Source organism: Neorhizobium descurainiae, assembly GCF_051400715.1.
GTDB lineage: Bacteria > Pseudomonadota > Alphaproteobacteria > Rhizobiales > Rhizobiaceae > Neorhizobium.
In genome coordinates this window covers 25,998-42,183 of the sequence record NZ_JBLFFK010000009.1, presented here as the reverse complement: position 1 = coordinate 42,183, position 16,186 = coordinate 25,998, and the positions used below count along the sequence as shown (strand labels likewise).

14 protein-coding genes are annotated in these 16,186 nt (G+C 62.8%); 7 read left to right on the top strand and 7 right to left on the bottom strand.

Going from position 1 to position 16,186, the window contains the following annotated elements; genetic code table 11:
• Positions 1–64 precede the first annotated feature (64 nt).
• Positions 65–568, top strand: coding sequence for a hypothetical protein (locus ACMGE0_RS16925; protein ID WP_436817041.1), 504 nt, complete (start codon positions 65–67; stop codon positions 566–568).
• A gap of 40 nt (positions 569–608) precedes the next feature.
• Here ACMGE0_RS16925 and ACMGE0_RS16920 read toward each other — a convergent pair whose 3' ends face one another.
• The 6 genes from ACMGE0_RS16920 to ACMGE0_RS16895 all read right to left on the bottom strand — a co-directional run bounded on the left by ACMGE0_RS16920 (position 609) and on the right by ACMGE0_RS16895 (position 9,080).
• Positions 609–1,991 carry an FAD-binding oxidoreductase gene (locus tag ACMGE0_RS16920; RefSeq protein WP_436817040.1) on the bottom strand — a complete coding sequence of 461 codons (1,383 nt, stop codon included), beginning with the start codon at positions 1,989–1,991 and terminating at the stop codon, positions 609–611.
• The gene (locus ACMGE0_RS16915) at positions 1,988–3,643 is read right to left on the bottom strand and encodes a thiamine pyrophosphate-requiring protein (protein WP_436817039.1); all 1,656 of its coding nucleotides are present in this window, start codon (positions 3,641–3,643) and stop codon (positions 1,988–1,990) included. Before ACMGE0_RS16915 ends, ACMGE0_RS16920 begins: the two co-directional genes overlap by 4 nt.
• A 24-nt stretch (positions 3,644–3,667) precedes the next feature.
• On the bottom strand, positions 3,668–4,891 hold the full coding sequence (locus tag ACMGE0_RS16910; RefSeq protein ID WP_436817038.1) for an alpha-hydroxy acid oxidase: 1,224 nt from the start codon (positions 4,889–4,891) through the stop codon (positions 3,668–3,670).
• A gap of 13 nt (positions 4,892–4,904) precedes the next feature.
• The gene (locus ACMGE0_RS16905) at positions 4,905–6,605 is read right to left on the bottom strand and encodes a thiamine pyrophosphate-requiring protein (RefSeq protein WP_436817037.1); all 1,701 of its coding nucleotides are present in this window, start codon (positions 6,603–6,605) and stop codon (positions 4,905–4,907) included.
• Positions 6,606–6,668: 63 nt separating this feature from the next.
• A complete protein-coding gene (locus tag ACMGE0_RS16900) occupies positions 6,669–8,132 on the bottom strand; it encodes an NAD-dependent succinate-semialdehyde dehydrogenase (protein ID WP_436817036.1) in 1,464 nt (487 codons plus the stop codon).
• Positions 8,133–8,288: 156 nt separating this feature from the next.
• Positions 8,289–9,080 carry an SDR family NAD(P)-dependent oxidoreductase gene (locus ACMGE0_RS16895; protein WP_436817035.1) on the bottom strand — a complete coding sequence of 264 codons (792 nt, stop codon included), beginning with the start codon at positions 9,078–9,080 and terminating at the stop codon, positions 8,289–8,291.
• Between the two features lie 224 nt (positions 9,081–9,304).
• On the opposite strand from ACMGE0_RS16895, the gene ACMGE0_RS16890 reads away from it, so the two are divergent.
• The 3 genes from ACMGE0_RS16890 to ACMGE0_RS16880 all read left to right on the top strand — a co-directional run bounded on the left by ACMGE0_RS16890 (position 9,305) and on the right by ACMGE0_RS16880 (position 11,525).
• The gene (locus tag ACMGE0_RS16890; protein WP_436817034.1) at positions 9,305–10,087 is read left to right on the top strand and encodes an alpha/beta fold hydrolase; all 783 of its coding nucleotides are present in this window, start codon (positions 9,305–9,307) and stop codon (positions 10,085–10,087) included.
• Entirely contained in the window at positions 10,084–11,244 is a 1,161-nt protein-coding gene (locus ACMGE0_RS16885; RefSeq protein ID WP_436817033.1) for an LLM class flavin-dependent oxidoreductase, read from the top strand. The genes ACMGE0_RS16890 and ACMGE0_RS16885 overlap by 4 nt, the downstream gene beginning before the upstream one ends.
• 122 nt (positions 11,245–11,366) lie before the next feature.
• Positions 11,367–11,525, top strand: a complete 159-nt coding sequence (locus ACMGE0_RS16880) for a YqaE/Pmp3 family membrane protein (RefSeq protein WP_436817032.1) — start codon at positions 11,367–11,369, stop codon at positions 11,523–11,525.
• Here ACMGE0_RS16880 and ACMGE0_RS16875 read toward each other — a convergent pair whose 3' ends face one another.
• Entirely contained in the window at positions 11,526–12,497 is a 972-nt protein-coding gene (locus ACMGE0_RS16875; RefSeq protein ID WP_436817031.1) for a GlxA family transcriptional regulator, read from the bottom strand. It lies immediately after the preceding gene.
• Positions 12,498–12,598: 101 nt separating this feature from the next.
• Here ACMGE0_RS16875 and bcoG point away from each other — a divergent pair, with 101 nt between their 5' ends.
• From bcoG to ACMGE0_RS16860, 3 genes are read left to right on the top strand one after another with little or no spacing between them, the layout of a single operon-like run.
• Positions 12,599–13,501 carry a 3-dehydrocarnitine:acetyl-CoA trimethylamine transferase BcoG gene (gene bcoG, locus ACMGE0_RS16870; protein WP_436817030.1) on the top strand — a complete coding sequence of 301 codons (903 nt, stop codon included), beginning with the start codon at positions 12,599–12,601 and terminating at the stop codon, positions 13,499–13,501.
• A 4-nt stretch (positions 13,502–13,505) separates the two neighbouring features.
• Positions 13,506–14,996: a carnitine 3-dehydrogenase gene (locus tag ACMGE0_RS16865; RefSeq protein WP_436817029.1), complete on the top strand. Its 1,491-nt coding sequence runs from the start codon at positions 13,506–13,508 to the stop codon at positions 14,994–14,996.
• A 28-nt stretch (positions 14,997–15,024) separates the two neighbouring features.
• Positions 15,025–16,185: an acyl-CoA dehydrogenase family protein gene (locus tag ACMGE0_RS16860; protein WP_436817028.1), complete on the top strand. Its 1,161-nt coding sequence runs from the start codon at positions 15,025–15,027 to the stop codon at positions 16,183–16,185.
• Position 16,186: the final 1 nt, after the last annotated feature.

The following is a 16,186-nucleotide window of genomic DNA, read 5'->3' as shown; positions in this document are numbered from 1 at the left end:
GTGTTCAAAGGAACCAGAAAGGTGGGGCGGACGTTCGGAATGAGACGTCATACCGGGTGATCCCATGCGCTTTTTTCTCGTTCCGGCTGTGCTCTTCGTCGCCACCTTCTTGCCATCGCCTGCACCGGCGGCCGAAGGCGATTTCCTGAAGACGCTCGCGGGAGACTGGAGCGGCAAGGGTACCGTGCTGACCCGCATCGGCGTAAGACCGATCAACGTCACCTGCAATCTTGCCGTGACCGCTGGAGCATCCAGCCTTTCTCTGCAGGGAAACTGCCGCGGCCTGCTGGTGGTCCGGCGCAGTATTTCCGCCGATCTCAATGTGTCAGGCCGCCGCTACAGCGGCACCTATGTCGGGCCTGCGGGACAGCCTTCAACGCTTTCGGGCACCCGTCAGGGCAATACGATCAACCTCGGTGTCCGCTGGGCGCGGGTGACGAACGGTGATCGCGCCGCCACGATGACGATAGAGAGGATCGGCGGCGACCGGCTCCGGCTCCAAACGGTTGACAAGGACCCGGCGGGCGGAAGGTCGGTGGTGACAAGCCGGATCGACCTCAGCCGGTAATCGTGGGGCTATCGGCTGTTCGGCCGCAGCTCGATAAATCCTATCCCACTTGCCCCAATTTGCCGGGGTTCATGATGCCCTTGGGGTCGAGGGCTGCCTTGATGGCGTTCATCATGTCGACAGCATCGCCGTGTTCGCGGCGGAGATATTTCAGTTTGGAAATGCCGATGCCGTGTTCGCCGCTGAACGTGCCGCCCATGTCCATGGCCCGCTGGTAGAGCCGTTCGGCAAGCCTTTCGGCCTCGGCGAGTTCTCCCGGGATTTCCGGCTTGATCAGGTAGCCGACGTGGAAATTACCGTCGCCCACATGGCCGATGATCTTGCCCATGACGAAAGAAGCGTCGATGTCCTCGCGCGCGGCAAGCACCGCATCCGCCAGTCGCGAGATCGGCACGCAGACGTCCGTGGTGAAGGCCTTGCAGCCGGGGCGAAGCGTCTGGTTGGAATAGATCGTCTCGTGGCGGGCCTTCCACAGGCGCTCGCGATCCTCCGTGCGGGTCGACCATTGGAAGTCGGAACCGCCGAGATCGGCGGCAAGTTCAGCCACGGTGTTCGACTGTTCCTCCACCCAGCGCGGGCTGCCATGGAATTCGAGGAAGAGGGTAGGGGCCACCTTCAGTGTCAGTCCCGCATGGCGGTTGGCGGCTTCCACCGCTACCTCGTCGAGAAATTCGATACGGGCGACGGGAATGCCGCTCTGGATCGTCGCGACGACGGCTTCGACAGCACCGCGCATGGTCTCGAAGGCGCAGACGGCGGATGCGATCGTTTCCGGGATCGGATGCAGCTTGACGGTGACCTCGGTGATGACGCCGAGCGTGCCTTCCGCGCCGACGAAGAGTTTCGTTAGGTCGTAGCCGGTCGAGGATTTTTTCGTCCGCCGTCCGGTGGTGATGATCTTGCCCTGGGGGGTGACGACGCGCAGTGCCAGCACGTTCTCGCGCATCGTGCCGTAACGCACGGCCGTCGTGCCGGAAGCGCGCGTCGAGGCCATGCCGCCGAGCGAGGCGTCGGCGCCGGGATCGATCGGGAAGAACAGGCCGGTATCGCGGATATGGGCGTTCAACTGCTTGCGGGTGACACCCGCCTGCGCCTGCGCGTCGAAATCCTCATGGTTGACGGCGACGATCTGGTTCATGCGGGTGAGGTCGAGCGAGATGCCGCCCTTGAGCGGGATCGTGTGGCCCTCCATCGAGGAGCCGGCCGCAAACGGCGTCACTGCCACGCCCGCCTCGAAACAGGCGGAGACGACACGCGCCACCTCGTCCTCGTTTTCGGCGTAGACAACGGCATCCGGCAGCCGCGTCGGCTGGCGCGACATGTCGTGGCCATGATGCTCACGCACCGCATCGGTCGTGGAGAGACGGTCGCCGAAATGAAGCTTCAGGGCATCAAGGGTCGATTGGAGGGTCGGCTGGGTCAATGTTTTTCACCCGTCAGCATGCGGTGGTAACGCGAGCGGGCGATTTCCTGGGTGGTGATGAATTCCAGGAGAACAGGCACGCCCTTCTGCGTCTGTTCGATGCCGCGCTTGATCGCCGGGATGATCTCGTCCGGATCGGTGACACGCTCGCCATAACCGCCGAGCGCGCGGGCGAAGGCGGCATAGTCGCCGGAAATATCGGTCGAGCGGTATTTTTCCGTCGAAACCTTCATGATCGGCAGTTCCATCGCCATGGAGAAGTTGTTGAGAAGGATGGACATGATGGGCAAGCGCTCGCGCACCGCCGTTTCGAAATCCATTCCCGTGAAGCCGATCGCCGCATCGCCCCAGACGTTGATGCAGAGTTTGTTGGGATGCATCAGCTTGGCACCCATGGCGAGACCGAGGCCGTAACCGAGCTGGGTGGACTTGCCCCAGCCGATATAGGTGAGCGGCTTTACCGACTTCCAGAAGGGCGAGAGCTGGTCGCGCGGGCTGCCGGCATCATGGGTGATGATCGTGTTCTCGATATCGACCGTGTGCTGCAGGTCCCAGAGGACACGATAGGGCGAGAGCGGCTTGCTGTCGGAGGTGAGCTTCGGCATCCATTCGGAAAGCCATTCCTCCTGAACCTTGGCGATCTCGGCGGTCACATCCTTGCTGTCGCGCTGAGGGACTTTGCGGACTTTGAGTTCGGCCAATACCGCATCGAGCGTCAGCGCGGCGTCGCCGATCAGCGCCACCTTCGCCTCGATATCCTTGTTGATGTGATCCGGATCGAGGGTGGTGTGGATGACCGTCTTGTCGAGCGGCATCTGCACGCCGAAGGCGGTTTCGGTAAACGAGCAGCCGATGCCGAAGATGAGGTCCGACGTATCGAGGAAATGTCTGAGCGTCCTGGAGATCGCAGCACCACCCGCGCCGACCGAAAGCGGATGGGTTTCGGGAAAGGCGCTCTTGCCTTCGAGGCTGGTCGAGACCGGGATCGCCAGAAGCTCTGCCAGTTCCTTGAGTTGCGGCCAGGCTTCGGCGTAATGCACGCCCTGGCCCGCGTAGAGGATCGGGCGCTTGGCTGCGAGCAGCAGGTCGATGGCTTCCTTCACCGCAGCCGGGTCCGGCCCGTAGCGGGTGGCGAGAACCGGCCGGTAATCCAGAGGCTCCGGCACTTCATGCTGCCACATGTCGTTGGGGATCTCGATCAGCACCGGACCGCCCCGGCCGTTTCTGAGTTTGGAGAAGGCGCGGCGGAAGATATTCGGAATTTCTTCCGCTAATGTAATCGGCTCGGCCGACTTGGTGATGTCGCGCATCGAGCGCGTGGCATTGTAGTTCGGATCGACATGCGCCACGCGGCGCTCGTACCCCATCGGGAGCACGAGGATAGGCACCGACTCCGAATAGGCCTGGGCGATGCCGCCATAGGCGTTCTCCGTGCCGGGGCCGAGCTGCATGGCGAATACGCCGATCGTCTTGCCGGAACTCAGGCGCGACATGGCATCGGCCATGTGCAGGCCGTGGCGCTCCTGGCGGACGATGATCGGGCGGATATCGGCCATGGCCACATGTTCGAGAACGTGGTTCACCGGATAACCGCAGACGATCTCGATCCCCTCGCGCTTCAAGATTTCGGCAATGGCGTCTGCGACTTTCATGGGTCTCCCCTCCCGGGAACGGATTTAGGTGCGAAGTTGGAAATTCTCTGCGGTCCAGGCGCCGGGATGGCGCACGGGCGCGTGGCGGGCCTCGTCGGAGCTCAGGAGCCCGTTCTGGCCGAGCGCGATACGGTATTCTTCGATAAACGCCTGGGCCATGTGGGTGGCGCCGCGGTCGCCGAGCGCGGCAAGCCCCAGCATGAAGGCGCGGCCGGCAAAGCAGGAATGCGCCCCGCAGGCAAGCGCTCTCAGCATGTCGACGCCGGAAACGACCCCGCTGTCGAACAGCACCGTGCCGCGCGTACCGACGGTGCGGGCGACCTCGGGCAGCACGTCGATCGTCGCGGGTGCCGCGTCGAACTGGCGGCCGCCATGATTGGAGACGACGACGCCGTTCAGCCCAAGCGACAGCGCCTTTTCCGCGTCTGCCGGGTGCATGACGCCCTTGACCATCATCGGCCCGGTCCAGCGGTCGCGCAGGCGGGCGATCTCACCCCAGGGGAACCCGCCGCCGATATGTTTCTGCACGAAGCCCGACGTCGAGCCGTGGTCCGTGCCGCCGGCGAACTTGCCCATATTGGCGAAGGCGGGCATGCCGTTGCGTCTTATGGCATCGAGCCACAAGGGCGCCATCGCGGCCCGCATCATCGTCTTCGGTGTCAGCCGAAAGGGCATGACAAGGCCGTTTCTCAGATCCCGTGGGCGCTTGGCACGCACCGGCACGTCGAGCGTCGCAACCAGCACTTTGGCGCCGGCCACACGGGCGCGCTCAGCCATTTCCAGACTGTATTGATGGTCGTTCGGCGCCATTGGATAGAGCTGGAACCAGGTCACGTCGGGCGCCCATTCCACCACCTGCTCGATCGTCGCGCAGGCAAGCGTTCCGACCATATAGGGGATGTTATGCGCCTGGGCGGCCTTGGCGAACCTTTCCGTCGCCCCGGGCCACATCATGCCATCGAGGCCGATCGGCGAAATACCGATCGGAGCGGCGTAGCGGTGGCCGAAGAGCTCGACGGAGGTGTCAACTTTCGTGACGTCGAGGCCGTAACGCGGCACGACCTCGACCGCCTTCAACGCGGACCGGTTGCGGTTCAACCCCGTCTCGTCGCCGGCGCCCCCTTGCAGGAACTCGTAGGCGAAACGCGGAATGCGCCACTTCGCCCGCTTTTCGAGATCGCTGACCATCGGATAACGCCGGCGGAGCTCCGCCAGCGTCTTTGCGTCGTCTCCGGTTCCTCCCACCATTGCCGACGCCTTCTCAGTAGGAGACCATGACTTCGAGCATGGCCTGCTGGCCGCTCTTGGTCGCGGCGAGCGCGCGCTCAAGCGCCGCCGGCAGGTCCGCGCCGGTCTCGACCCGCTCGGCATGGGCGCCGTGGGCGCGGGCGACGGCGGCGTAATCCGGAGCCGGGTCGAGCGCGGTGATCGGCATGATATTGGCGGTCGCGGCACTGCCGTCGGGATACATGTAGAGCGTCGAGCGGCGGACCGCGTTCCAGATGCCGTTGTTGAAGACGATCGTCAGCAGCGGCAGTTTGAGCGCGGTCGCGGTCTGATGGCAGGCGACCGGGTTGGCGAACATGTAGGAGCCGTCGCCGATCGTCGCGATCACCTGCCGGCTGCGGTCACCGAGCTGGGCGCCGAGCGCTGCCGTCATGCCGAAGCCGAGGCCGCCGGAAAGCGGCGTCGAGAAGAAGGACTTCGGATGCTTGAACTCCATCACCGACGGATCGATGCCGAGCTCGTTCACGATGGTCGTCTTCTCGTCCATGATGTCGGAGATGCAGCGGCTGACATAGGCGGGCGTCATCGGCGAGCCGTTGCCGATCCCGGCGCGCTTGGCGGCCGCCTCCGCCTGCGCGGCTTTCACCTTGGCCCATTTCTCGCGGCGTTCAGAGAAGGTTTCGCCGGCCGGCACGCGCTCCGCCATCGCTGCGGCGAGTGCCTCGATCGTCTTGTTGGTGCCGCCGGCAAGCGCGATGTCGATCGGGAAGCTGCGGATCGGCACGCGGCTATGCTGCGGATCGGGGCCGATGGCGATGACCTTGGCGCCTTCGGCGGGGGCGGTATGATCGGAAATCCACGGAACAGCGGCGTTGATGACGACGACCACGTCGGCGTCCTTCAGCACCTGCGTCGAGTCGCGGCCGATCATCATCGGGTGGTCGGAGGGCAGCGCCAGGCGGGTCGCCCACATTTCGACGGTGGGCAGGGCGAAGCGGGCGATGAAGCTTGCAAGCGGCTCGAAATCGGTTCCGAGTTCCGGGCTCTGGCAGATGACGAGAGGGTTCTTCGCCCTGGCGAGGAGGTCGGCGGCTTCCGCCACCAGCGCCGGATCGGCCGGGCCGTAGGTGGTGGGCGTTGACGTCGAGCGCTGGACGGGTTCGATCTCGGCGCCTTCGGCCAGTGCCTCACGCGGCAGGCTCAGATAGACCGGACCGCGCGGCTCGCTCATGGCGATGCTCATGGCGCGGTCGATGACAAGCCCCGCCTGTTCCGGATAGCGCAGCTCATAATCCCACTTGACCACTTCGCGCACCATGCCGGCCTGGTCGAACATTTCCTGGCCCCAGTGGATCGGCGAGGAGCGCGAGCCGAAACGACCATGTTCGGTGATCGGCGTACGGCCGGAAAACATCATGATCGGCACGTTTTCCGACCGGGCGTTGATAAGGCCCATGACGGAGTTGGCAAGGCCGACATTGACATGGACGATGACACCGGCCGGCTTGCTGGTCATCAGGTAGTAACCGTGTGCCATGCCGACGGCGACGCCCTCATGCGGGATGATCAGGGCTTCCGGCATCTTCAGTCCGGTCTCGGACTGGCGGGCAAAGGCCTCGATGATCGACGGGAAGTCGGTGCCGCCATTGGCGAAGAGCACGTCGATGCCGGCGGCCTTCATGTGGGTCAGCACGGCTTCGGCAGCGAATGTGCCGGTCGGTTTAACGTGTTTCATAATCCTCGTCCTCTTGGAAACTTTTTAAAACCCGGCGTGATCAGGTGATGCTGACCAGGCGGATCAGCTCACGCTGACCGTTTTGGTAACCATGTAGGCTTCGACGCCCTCGATCCCGACTTCCGAGCCGTGGCCGCTCGACTTCACCCCTCCGAACGGCGTTTCCGGCATGGAGATATTGAAGGAATTGATACCGACCATGCCGGCTTCGAGTTGATCCGAAAGCCTGGCGATGGTCTTGTGCGAATTGGAAAAACCATAGGCCGCGAGGCCATAGGGCAGCTTGTTCGCCTTGGTGATCGCGTCGTCGAAATCCGAGAAGCGGTTCAGGACGGCCACCGGGCCGAAGGGCTCCTCGCTCATGATGCGGGCATCGTCCGGCACGTCGGCGAGCACGGTCGGCGCGTAGAAGAAGCCCTCGTTGTTGACGCGATGGCCGCCGGCCAGCAGCTTGGCGCCCTTGGAGGTGGCGTCCTGCACCAGCGCCTCGATCGCATCGCGGCGGCGGGCATGCACCATCGGACCCATGCTGCTCGACGGGTCAAGGCCGTCGCCGACCTTCAGTTTCGAGGCCTTTTCGGCAAACCCGGCGCAGAAGGCCTCGTAGGACGTGTCCTGGATATAGAAGCGGGTGGGGGAAACGCAGACCTGACCGCAATTGCGGTATTTGCGCTGCACCGACATTTCCAGCGCGGCCGCCTGGTCGGCATCGTCGAAGACGAGCACCGGCGCATGACCGCCGAGTTCCATCGTGGTACGTTTCAGGCCCTCGGACGCAAGCCGGATGAGATGCTGGCCGACCGGCACCGAGCCGGTAAACGAGATCTTGCGGATGATCGGGGAGGCGAGCAGATGGCGGGAGATGAAATCCGGCACGCCATAGACCACGGCGATGACGCCCGCCGGCACGCCGGCGTCGATCAGGCACTGAGCAACGGCGGCGGCCGCAGCCGGAGCTTCCTCGCCGGGCTTGTAGATCATCGTGCAGCCGGCGGCGAGCGCCGAGCCCATCTTGCGGGCGGCGTTGCCGACCGGGAAGTTCCAGGCAGAAAAGCCGGCGGTCGGACCGACCGGTTCCTTGACGACCTGGAAGCGGGTCTCGCCCAAGCGACCGGGAATGACGCGGCCATAGGTGCGGCGGCCTTCCTCGGCGAACCACTCCATTTCTTCCGAGGCGAAATGGGTCTCCAACCGTGCTTCGGCGATCGGCTTGCCCATTTCAAGCGTCGCGAGACGGGCGATCTCCTCCTGCCGCTCATGCATCAACTGGGCGGCGCGTTTTAAAATGCGGCCGCGCTCGCGCGGGCTCGTGGCACGCCACAGCGGAAAGGCACGCTGCGCGGCCTCCAGCGCCCGGTCGAGATCCTCGGTTGTGGCATGCGGCACGACGCCGATCGCCTTTTCGGTGGCTGGGCTGACCAAGGGCTGCGTTTCGCGGTCGCCGTTTTCCAGCCAGACGCCGTCAATCAACAGGCGTGCAGAAGTATATGCCTGGGAAGAGGAGCCGGGATTGGTCGCGATGTTCATGTTCGTTTCCTCCGAATGCAGTAAGACGATGCGCTTTGGCATTCGTCAATTCCGGGCCTTGATTGCGAGGATCCCTCTCTCCCTCCTCAGGGGATAAAGCAGGGAGCCTGATATTGTCAATCGCGACATCTCGCAGCGCCCAGACCATCCTGTTTTTCAAATGGCAACCGTGCCTCCGTCGATCGGGATCACCGCGCCGGTCATGAAGCTCGATGCCTTGGAAGAGAGCAGCAGGGCGAGGCCCATGATCTCGTCCGTTTCGGCGATACGGCCGAGCGGCACGGTGTCGGCGAAGGCCTTTTCCACCTCCGGTTCGCGGATGCGGCCGCCGGCGATATTGGTGCGGAAAGGGCCGGGCGCGATGCCGTTGACGAGAACATTATAGGGCGCCAGCTCCCAGGCCGCCTGCTTGACGAGGTTGACGACGGCGCCCTTGCTGGAAGCGTAAGCGTAACCGGTCATCGGATCGGCGCGCAGACCCGCGATCGACGCGATCGCGACGATGCGGCCCTGTCTCTGCTTCTTCATATGATTGGCGGCCGACTGGATCGCGACGAAGGTGGCGGTGAGGTTGACGTCCACCACCTTGTTCCACAGCTCGTCGCTGACATTCTCGATGGCGCCGGCTTCAGTGCGCGAATTCGGACCCCCGCTGATACCGGCATTGGCGACGAGGATATCGAGATGGCCATGCTTTTCGGCAATGTCGTCGATCGTGTTGCGGAGTGCGGCGGAATCGCACACGTCGACCTGATGGCTCTCGGCGGACAAGCCCTGGCCGTTCAGCCATTGATAGGCGGTGGCAAGCGTTTCCGGATTAAGGTCAAGCAGCGCCACATGCGCGCCATTGGCCGCGAGTGTCTTGGTGATCGCCAGTCCCAGCCCGCTGCCGGCACCCGTGACCACCGCCACCTGACCCTTCAGATCGAACAGTTTCTCCGCTTGCATTGCTTTCCTCCCCGCAGCCCGGATGTGCATGGTGCGCCCGCCCGAGCGGCGCCTACTTTGTATGCAATTTCCGAAGATGCAAGTTAGAAATTTGCTATTATCAATCAAAATTTGACAGAATCATATTGACCCTCGGACGAAGGTTATACAGATTGCCGCCATTACGGGCAGAGGAGCGCCCCGTCATATGCGGCGTGAAGCAGCCGGGGAGGGCAGAAACACCGATGAGCTTTACCGAAAGCACCGAGACCATAACCGGTTGCAATGTCCGGTTCATGCGCGGCGGCAAAGGCGCGCCGCTGCTCTTCCTGCATGGATCGAGCGGCGCGGCGCGCTGGGCACCATTCATGGAAAAGCTTGCCGAAAGCTACGAGGTGATTGTGCCGGAGCACCCGGGCTTCGGCGCGTCGGATTCTCCGGAATGGCTGGACGGCATGTCCGATCTGGCCTTCTTCTATCTCGATGTCATCGACCATCTCGGCCTCGATCATGTCAATCTCGTCGGCGGTTCGATCGGCGGCTGGCTGTCGGCCGAGATCGCCATCCGCAATCAGACGAAACTCAATTCGCTGACCGTCGTGGCGCCGGCCGGTATTCGCGTGAAGGGTTTGCGCAAGGGCGACATCTTCATGTGGAATGCCGAACAGACGGCCCGCAACCTCTTTCACGACCAGTCTCACGCCGAGCAGATGCTGGCGACGCCGCCTTCGAAGGAAGGGCTGGAAGTCATCCTCAAGAACAGGCTCACCACGGCCAAGCTCGCCTGGGAGCCGCGCTTTTATAATCCCGACCTGCACAAATGGCTGCACCGAATCTCGGTGCCGACGCTGATCGTCTGGGGCGACGACGACAAGGTCGTGCCGGCCGGATACGGTAGCGCCTGGCGTGATCTCATTTCCAATTCGCGGCTGGAAATCATCGAGAATTGCGGCCACTTGCCGCAGATGGAAAAGACGGACCGCTTCATCGAGCTGGTCGACGGCTTCATTCGGGAGGCGACGCGATGAAATTCTACTTCATGCACCTGATGCCCTATGCGGATCTCGATCTTTCCTATGACGAGAAGCACAATTCCGCCTGGGTGACGCTGCCGAACACTTTCTTCGATCCGAAGAAGGGCCATCAGCTCTATAACCGCTATCTGGACGAGCTGGAATATGCCGACCAGCTCGGCTTCGACGGCATCTGCGTCAACGAGCACCATTCGAACGCCTACGGCCTGATGCCGATCCCCGGCGTCATGGCCGGTGCGCTCGCCCGCCGCACCAAGAACGTCAAGATCGCCGTGCTCGGCCGCGCCCTGCCGCTCCTCAACAACCCGCTGACTGTCGCGGAAGAATTCGCGATGATCGACAACATCACCGGCGGCCGCCTGATCGCCGGCATGGTGCGAGGGATCGGCGCGGAATATCATTCCTGGGGCGTCAACCCGGCCTTTTCGCACGAGCGCTTCCAGGAGGCGCATGACCTCATCCTGCAGGCCTGGACACAACCCGGCCCCAGCGTCTTTGAGGGCAAGCACTACAATTTCGAATACGTGAACGTCTGGCCGCGGGTCTATCAGGACAATCCGCATCCGCCGATCTGGATTCCGAGCCAGGGTTCGAGCGAAACGATCGAATGGGCCGCCCATCCGGACCGGAAGTACACCTACCTTCAAACCTTCGCCTCGGTCTCGACCGTCGCCCGCTACATGAAGATGTACAAGGACGTCGCGGCCCGTTACGGCTACGAGGCGACCGAAGACCAACTCGGCTGGTCGCTGCCGCTCTATGTCGCGGAAACCGATGAGATCGCCCGCAAGGAGGCCAAGGAGCATATCGAGGCCTTCCTCCAGAAATTCCTCCGGATGCCGATGGAGATGCTGCTGCCGCCGGGCTACACCTCGGTGAAATCCATGGTCGGCGCGCTCTCCGCCAAGGCCGGCCATTCGATGAAGCAGACCATCGACAGCGTCATCGAGGAGGGCAAGTTCATCTGCGGCAGCCCGGCGACGGTGCGTGAAAAGCTCGAAGAATACCGGGCACAGATCGGCTTCGGCCATCTCCTGACGCTCCTGCAATTCGGCACGCTGCCGGCGGAGCTGACGCGCAAGAACATGGAAATCTATTCCAAGGAAGTCATGCCCTATCTGAGGAATGCGACGTCCAAGAAGGCAGCGTGAAACGGGCGGTCACGCTGGCTCTTCACCTCGATGTGCTGGAGCGGAGGCCATTTCCGCTCCCTGAAACCATCCTTCGTCCGACACGTTATCCGCGTGAAGCCACTTCAACCCGGAGACATCAGTTGGACATCATCCGCATTCTGCTCGCCTTCCTCCTGCCGCCGCTCGGCGTCTTCCTGCAGGTAGGTCTCGGCCTGCATTTCTGGCTGAACATCCTGCTCACCCTTTGCGGCTGGTTGCCGGGGGTCGTGCATGCGCTCTGGGTGATTTTGAGGAAATAGTCAGGCTTTCACTTTCACCCGTCGGCGGGTATCGCTCGGACTTTCGCGATAGTGTGTCCGATAACTGCGCGAGAAGGCGGAAGCGGAGTTGAAACCGGTTGCCGCCGCGATATCCGCGAATGTCGCCCGCGTCTCGATTACCTTGCGACGCGCCGCGTTGAGCCGTAGCGCCAGATAATGCTCGCGCGGCGCCACCCCCATGACGTCGTTGAAGAGGTCCTGCAGGTGCCGAGCGCTGACACCCGCCCGCTTCGCCAGTCGAGCGAGGGGAAGCGGCGCTTCCACTGTCTCCTCCATCAACTTTACCGCCGCCTGCACGCGCGTGTCGACGATCCGCATGTTGCCGATCGCCGGCACCTGCAAGAGATCGCCGCGCGTGCGCTCCTGCTCGTAGATGAAAAGCCGCGAGACTTCGAGCGCCAGCGAATAGCCATGCGCCCGACGGATGAGTTCCAGCATCAGGTCGAGGGTGGGCAGCGAGCCTCCAGTGGTGATACGCTTGCCGTCGATGACGAAACGTTCTCGGATCATGCTCACCTGCGGATAGGCCGCGGCAAAATCCTCGAAATCCTCCCAATGGGTGGTGGCGGAAAAGCCGTCGAGCAGACTGGTTTCGGCCAGGATGAAAGAACCCGCCTCGATGCCGGCGATCAGAGAGCGGTGCCGCGCCGTCTGAGAGAGCTGGAATTTCAACTCGCGGGTGGCGCTTTTCTTCCAATTGTAGCTGGAGAGCACGAAAAGCGGATCGGTTTCCCGTGCCGGCCGGAAGCTACCGGAGACCGGGATCGGAACACCCGCCTTGGTCTCGATCGACTGCCCGTCGGGTGAATACAGCGCCCAGCGGTAGAGTTCCCGTCCTGCAATGCGGTTTGCCGCGCGCAGTGGTTCGATCACCGAGGCAACCAGGATCAGGTTGGTTTCCGGCAGCACGAGGATGTCGAAATGCTGCTCATCCGCAAATGCCTCCGCCATGTCGATCCTCCATCTCCGACAATGTATGGAATGCCGCTGAAAATGAAAAGCATTCTCGGCTCTTCAGGTTCGTAATGGGCAAAACGAACAAGGAGGGGAAGATGCCGCTCGAGATGAATCGCGAGGTTTTCATCACCTGCGCCGTCACCGGCGCGGGTGAGACGACTGGCAAATCCAAGCATGTGCCGATCACGCCCAAAGAGATCGCCGAGTCGGCGATCGATGCTGCCAAGGCGGGCGCTGCAGTCGTCCATTGTCATGTACGCAATCCGGAAACCGGGGCGGCTGCCCGCAACAGGGAACTCTACAAGGAAGTCACCGACCGCATCCGCTCGGCGGATGTCGATGTGGTGCTGAACCTCACCGCCGGCATGGGCGGTGACCTTGTATTCGGCAATGTCGAGGCGCCGTTCCCGGTCAACCCCAACGGCACGGACATGGCGGGCGCCACCGAACGCGTCGCGCACGTCGCCGAATGCCTGCCGGAAATCTGCACGCTCGATTGCGGCACGATGAACTTTTCGCTCGGCGACTACGTGATGACCAACACGCCCTCCATGCTGCGCGAAATGGCACGGCAGATGACGGCCCTCGGCGTCCGCCCCGAAATTGAGGCCTTTGACACCGGTCATCTCTGGTTTGCCAAGCAGCTTGTGGAGGAGGGGCTGATTGAGGATCCCGTGCTGATCCAGCTCTGCATGGGCATTCCATGGGGCGCTCCGGACGACCTCAACACGTATCTGGCGATGGTCAACAACGTTCCGAAGAACTGGACCTTCTCGGCGTTTTCGATCGGCCGCAATGCGCTTGCCTATCCGGCTGCGGCGGTGCTCGCCGGCGGCAATGTCCGGGTCGGGCTGGAAGACAATCTCTACGTCGGCAAGGGTCAGCTCGCCACCAATGCGCAGCTGGTGGAGAAGGCGGTCGGCGTGATCGAGGGCATGGGTGCGAAGATCATCGGCCCGGCGGAAGTGCGCGAAAAGCTGAAGCTGACGAAGCGGTGATCCCATGACCAGCATCAAAAAGGCAGCCTGCATCGGCGGCGGCGTCATCGGCGGGGCTTGGGCGGCCCGGTTCGTGCTCGCCGGCATCCATGTCAATATGTACGATCCGCATCCCGAAGCCGAGCGCATCGTCGGGGAGGTTCTCGCCAATGCCGAGCGCGCCTACGGCATGCTCACCATGGCGCCATTACCGCCCAAGGGGAAAGTTACCTTCTGCACGAGCTTGAAGGAAGCCGTACAAGGCGCTGATTGGATTCAAGAAAGCGTGCCTGAGCGCCTGGAGCTGAAGCGCGACATCATTACCCAGATCGATGCGGCTGCGAGTCCCAAGGCGCTGATCGGCTCCTCCACCTCCGGGCTGATGCCGACCGATCTGCAGCGCGACATGAAGCATCCGGAACGCATGTTCGTCGCGCATCCCTATAACCCTGTCTATCTCCTGCCGCTCGCCGAGCTGGTCGGCGGACAAAAGACATCGCCCGAAACGCTGAAGGCGGCGCAGGAAAAGCTCGCGCCAATCGGTATGAAGGGTGTCATCATCAAGAGGGAGATCGAGGCCTTTGTCGGCGACCGCCTGCTGGAGGCCGTCTGGCGCGAGGGGCTTTGGCTGATCCATGACGATATCTGCGACACCGAAACGCTGGACGACGTGATCCGTTATTCCTTCGGCATGCGCTGGGCGCAGATGGGCATGTTCGAGACCTATCGCATCGCTGGCGGCGAGGCGGGCATGCGCCACTTCCTGGCGCAGTTCGGTCCGTGCCTTTCCTGGCCCTGGACGAAGCTCACCGATGTCGTGGACCTCGACGACGCGCTGGTCGATAAGATCGCCGCGCAGTCGGACGCGCAATCCGGCGTCCGCGGCATCCGCGAGCTGGAGCGCATCCGCGACGAAAACCTCGTGGCCATCATGCAGGCCCTGAAGGCGGGCGATGCGGGCCGCGGTTGGGGTGCTGGAAAAATCCTCGCGGAGTTCGAAAGACATCTCTGGGAGCAAGGTGGGGGTATCCGGCCCGCACCAAACTATTCCGCACCGCTTCGGCTGATCGACACCAAGGTTAGCGCCGCGTGGGTGGACTATAACGGCCATATGACCGAGCATCGCTACCTGCAGGTCTTCGGCGATACGTCCGACGCGCTGCTGCGCCTGATCGGCGTCGATTTCGCCTATGTCGAAGCCGGTCACAGCTATTACACGGTCGAGACGCATATCCGCCATCTCGGCGAGGCGAAGCTCGGACAAAAACTCTACTCGACCCTGCAGGTGCTCTCTTCCGACGAGAAGCGCATCAAATTCTTCTCGACGATCTACAATGCCGAGACGAACGAGGCGCTCGCGACCGCCGAACAGCTCATGCTGCATGTGGATTCGAAAGCCGGAAAGTCGGTCTCCGCACCGGCCGGAGTGCTGGCGAGCCTCGCTCCACTCGCGGAGGCGCATGCCAAGCTGCCGGTTCCTGAAGGCGTCGGCCGCTCGGTGGGGCAGAGGCGTTGAACTGAAACGAGGCGCGGGAGGGGAAGCCATGAATTTCGGACTGACAGACGAGCAGGAGATGATCGTCAAAACCGTCCGCGATTTCGTCGAGACGGAAATCTATCCGCATGAGAACGAGGTGGAACGCACCGGCATCGTGCCGACCGAGCTCGGCCAGGAAATCGCCCGCAAATGTAAGGAAATCGGCTTCTTCGGCTGCAATTTCCCCGAAGAAGTGGGCGGTGCAGGGCTCGACCACACGTCCTTCACGCTGGTGGAGCGCGAGCTCGGCCGCGGTTCGATGGCGCTCACCGTCTTCTTCGGCCGTCCCTCCGGCATTCTGATGGCCTGCAATGACGAGCAGCGTGAGAAATATCTCTTTCCGGCGGTGAAGGGCGAAAAATTCGACGCGCTGGCCATGACGGAGCCGGATGCTGGGTCGGACGTACGCGGCATGAAATGTTTCGCCCGAAAGGACGGAGACGATTGGGTCGTCAACGGTACCAAGCATTTCATTTCGCACGCCGATATTGCCGATTTCGTCATCGTCTTCATCGCTACCGGCGAGGAGGAGACGTCGCGGGGACCGAAGAAGCTGATTACCTGCTTCCTGGTCGATCGCGGCACGCCGGGATTTGAGATTCGCGAGGGCTATAATTCCGTCTCGCATCGCGGCTATAAAAACTGCATCCTGACCTTCGACGAATGCCGTCTTCCGTCGAGCCAGATATTGGGTGAGTTGCACAAGGGCTTCGACATCGCCAACGACTGGCTCTATGCAACGCGGCTCACTGTCGCGGCCACCTCGGTGGGCCGGGCGCGACGCGCCTTCGATTACGCCCTGAACTACGCCGCCGAACGAAAGCAGTTCGGCAAGCCGATCGGGGCGAACCAGGGGGTCTCTTTCAAGCTTGCCGACATGATCACCGAGATCGATGCCGCCGATCTCCTGACGCTGTCGGCCGCCTGGCGGCTCGACCAGGGCCTGCCGTCCAACCGCGAGATTGCCTCCGCCAAGGTCTTCGCGACGGAAATGCTGGCGCGCGTCACCGACGAGGCGATCCAGATTTTCGGCGGCATGGGGCTGATGGACGACCTGCCGCTCGCCCGCTTCTGGCGCGACGCCCGCGTCGAGCGCATCTGGGACGGCACATCGGAAATCCAGCGCCACATCATCAGCCGCGAGCTTCTACGGCCGCTGGGAGCCTAAG

Excerpts from the sequence above, each read along its gene's own strand:
- ACMGE0_RS16905 (WP_436817037.1), bottom strand. The coding sequence starts at position 6,605 with ATGAAACACGTTAAACCGACCGGCACATTCGCTGCCGAAGCCGTGCTG.
- ACMGE0_RS16900 (WP_436817036.1), bottom strand. The coding sequence starts at position 8,132 with ATGAACATCGCGACCAATCCCGGCTCCTCTTCCCAGGCATATACTTCT.
- ACMGE0_RS16925 (WP_436817041.1), top strand. The coding sequence starts at position 65 with ATGCGCTTTTTTCTCGTTCCGGCTGTGCTCTTCGTCGCCACCTTCTTG.
- ACMGE0_RS16875 (WP_436817031.1), bottom strand. The coding sequence starts at position 12,497 with ATGGCGGAGGCATTTGCGGATGAGCAGCATTTCGACATCCTCGTGCTG.
- ACMGE0_RS16915 (WP_436817039.1), bottom strand. The coding sequence starts at position 3,643 with ATGAAAGTCGCAGACGCCATTGCCGAAATCTTGAAGCGCGAGGGGATC.
- bcoG (WP_436817030.1), top strand. The coding sequence starts at position 12,599 with ATGCCGCTCGAGATGAATCGCGAGGTTTTCATCACCTGCGCCGTCACC.
- ACMGE0_RS16895 (WP_436817035.1), bottom strand. The coding sequence starts at position 9,080 with ATGCAAGCGGAGAAACTGTTCGATCTGAAGGGTCAGGTGGCGGTGGTC.
- ACMGE0_RS16910 (WP_436817038.1), bottom strand. The coding sequence starts at position 4,891 with ATGGTGGGAGGAACCGGAGACGACGCAAAGACGCTGGCGGAGCTCCGC.
- ACMGE0_RS16860 (WP_436817028.1), top strand. The coding sequence starts at position 15,025 with ATGAATTTCGGACTGACAGACGAGCAGGAGATGATCGTCAAAACCGTC.
- ACMGE0_RS16890 (WP_436817034.1), top strand. The coding sequence starts at position 9,305 with ATGAGCTTTACCGAAAGCACCGAGACCATAACCGGTTGCAATGTCCGG.
- ACMGE0_RS16885 (WP_436817033.1), top strand. The coding sequence starts at position 10,084 with ATGAAATTCTACTTCATGCACCTGATGCCCTATGCGGATCTCGATCTT.
- ACMGE0_RS16865 (WP_436817029.1), top strand. The coding sequence starts at position 13,506 with ATGACCAGCATCAAAAAGGCAGCCTGCATCGGCGGCGGCGTCATCGGC.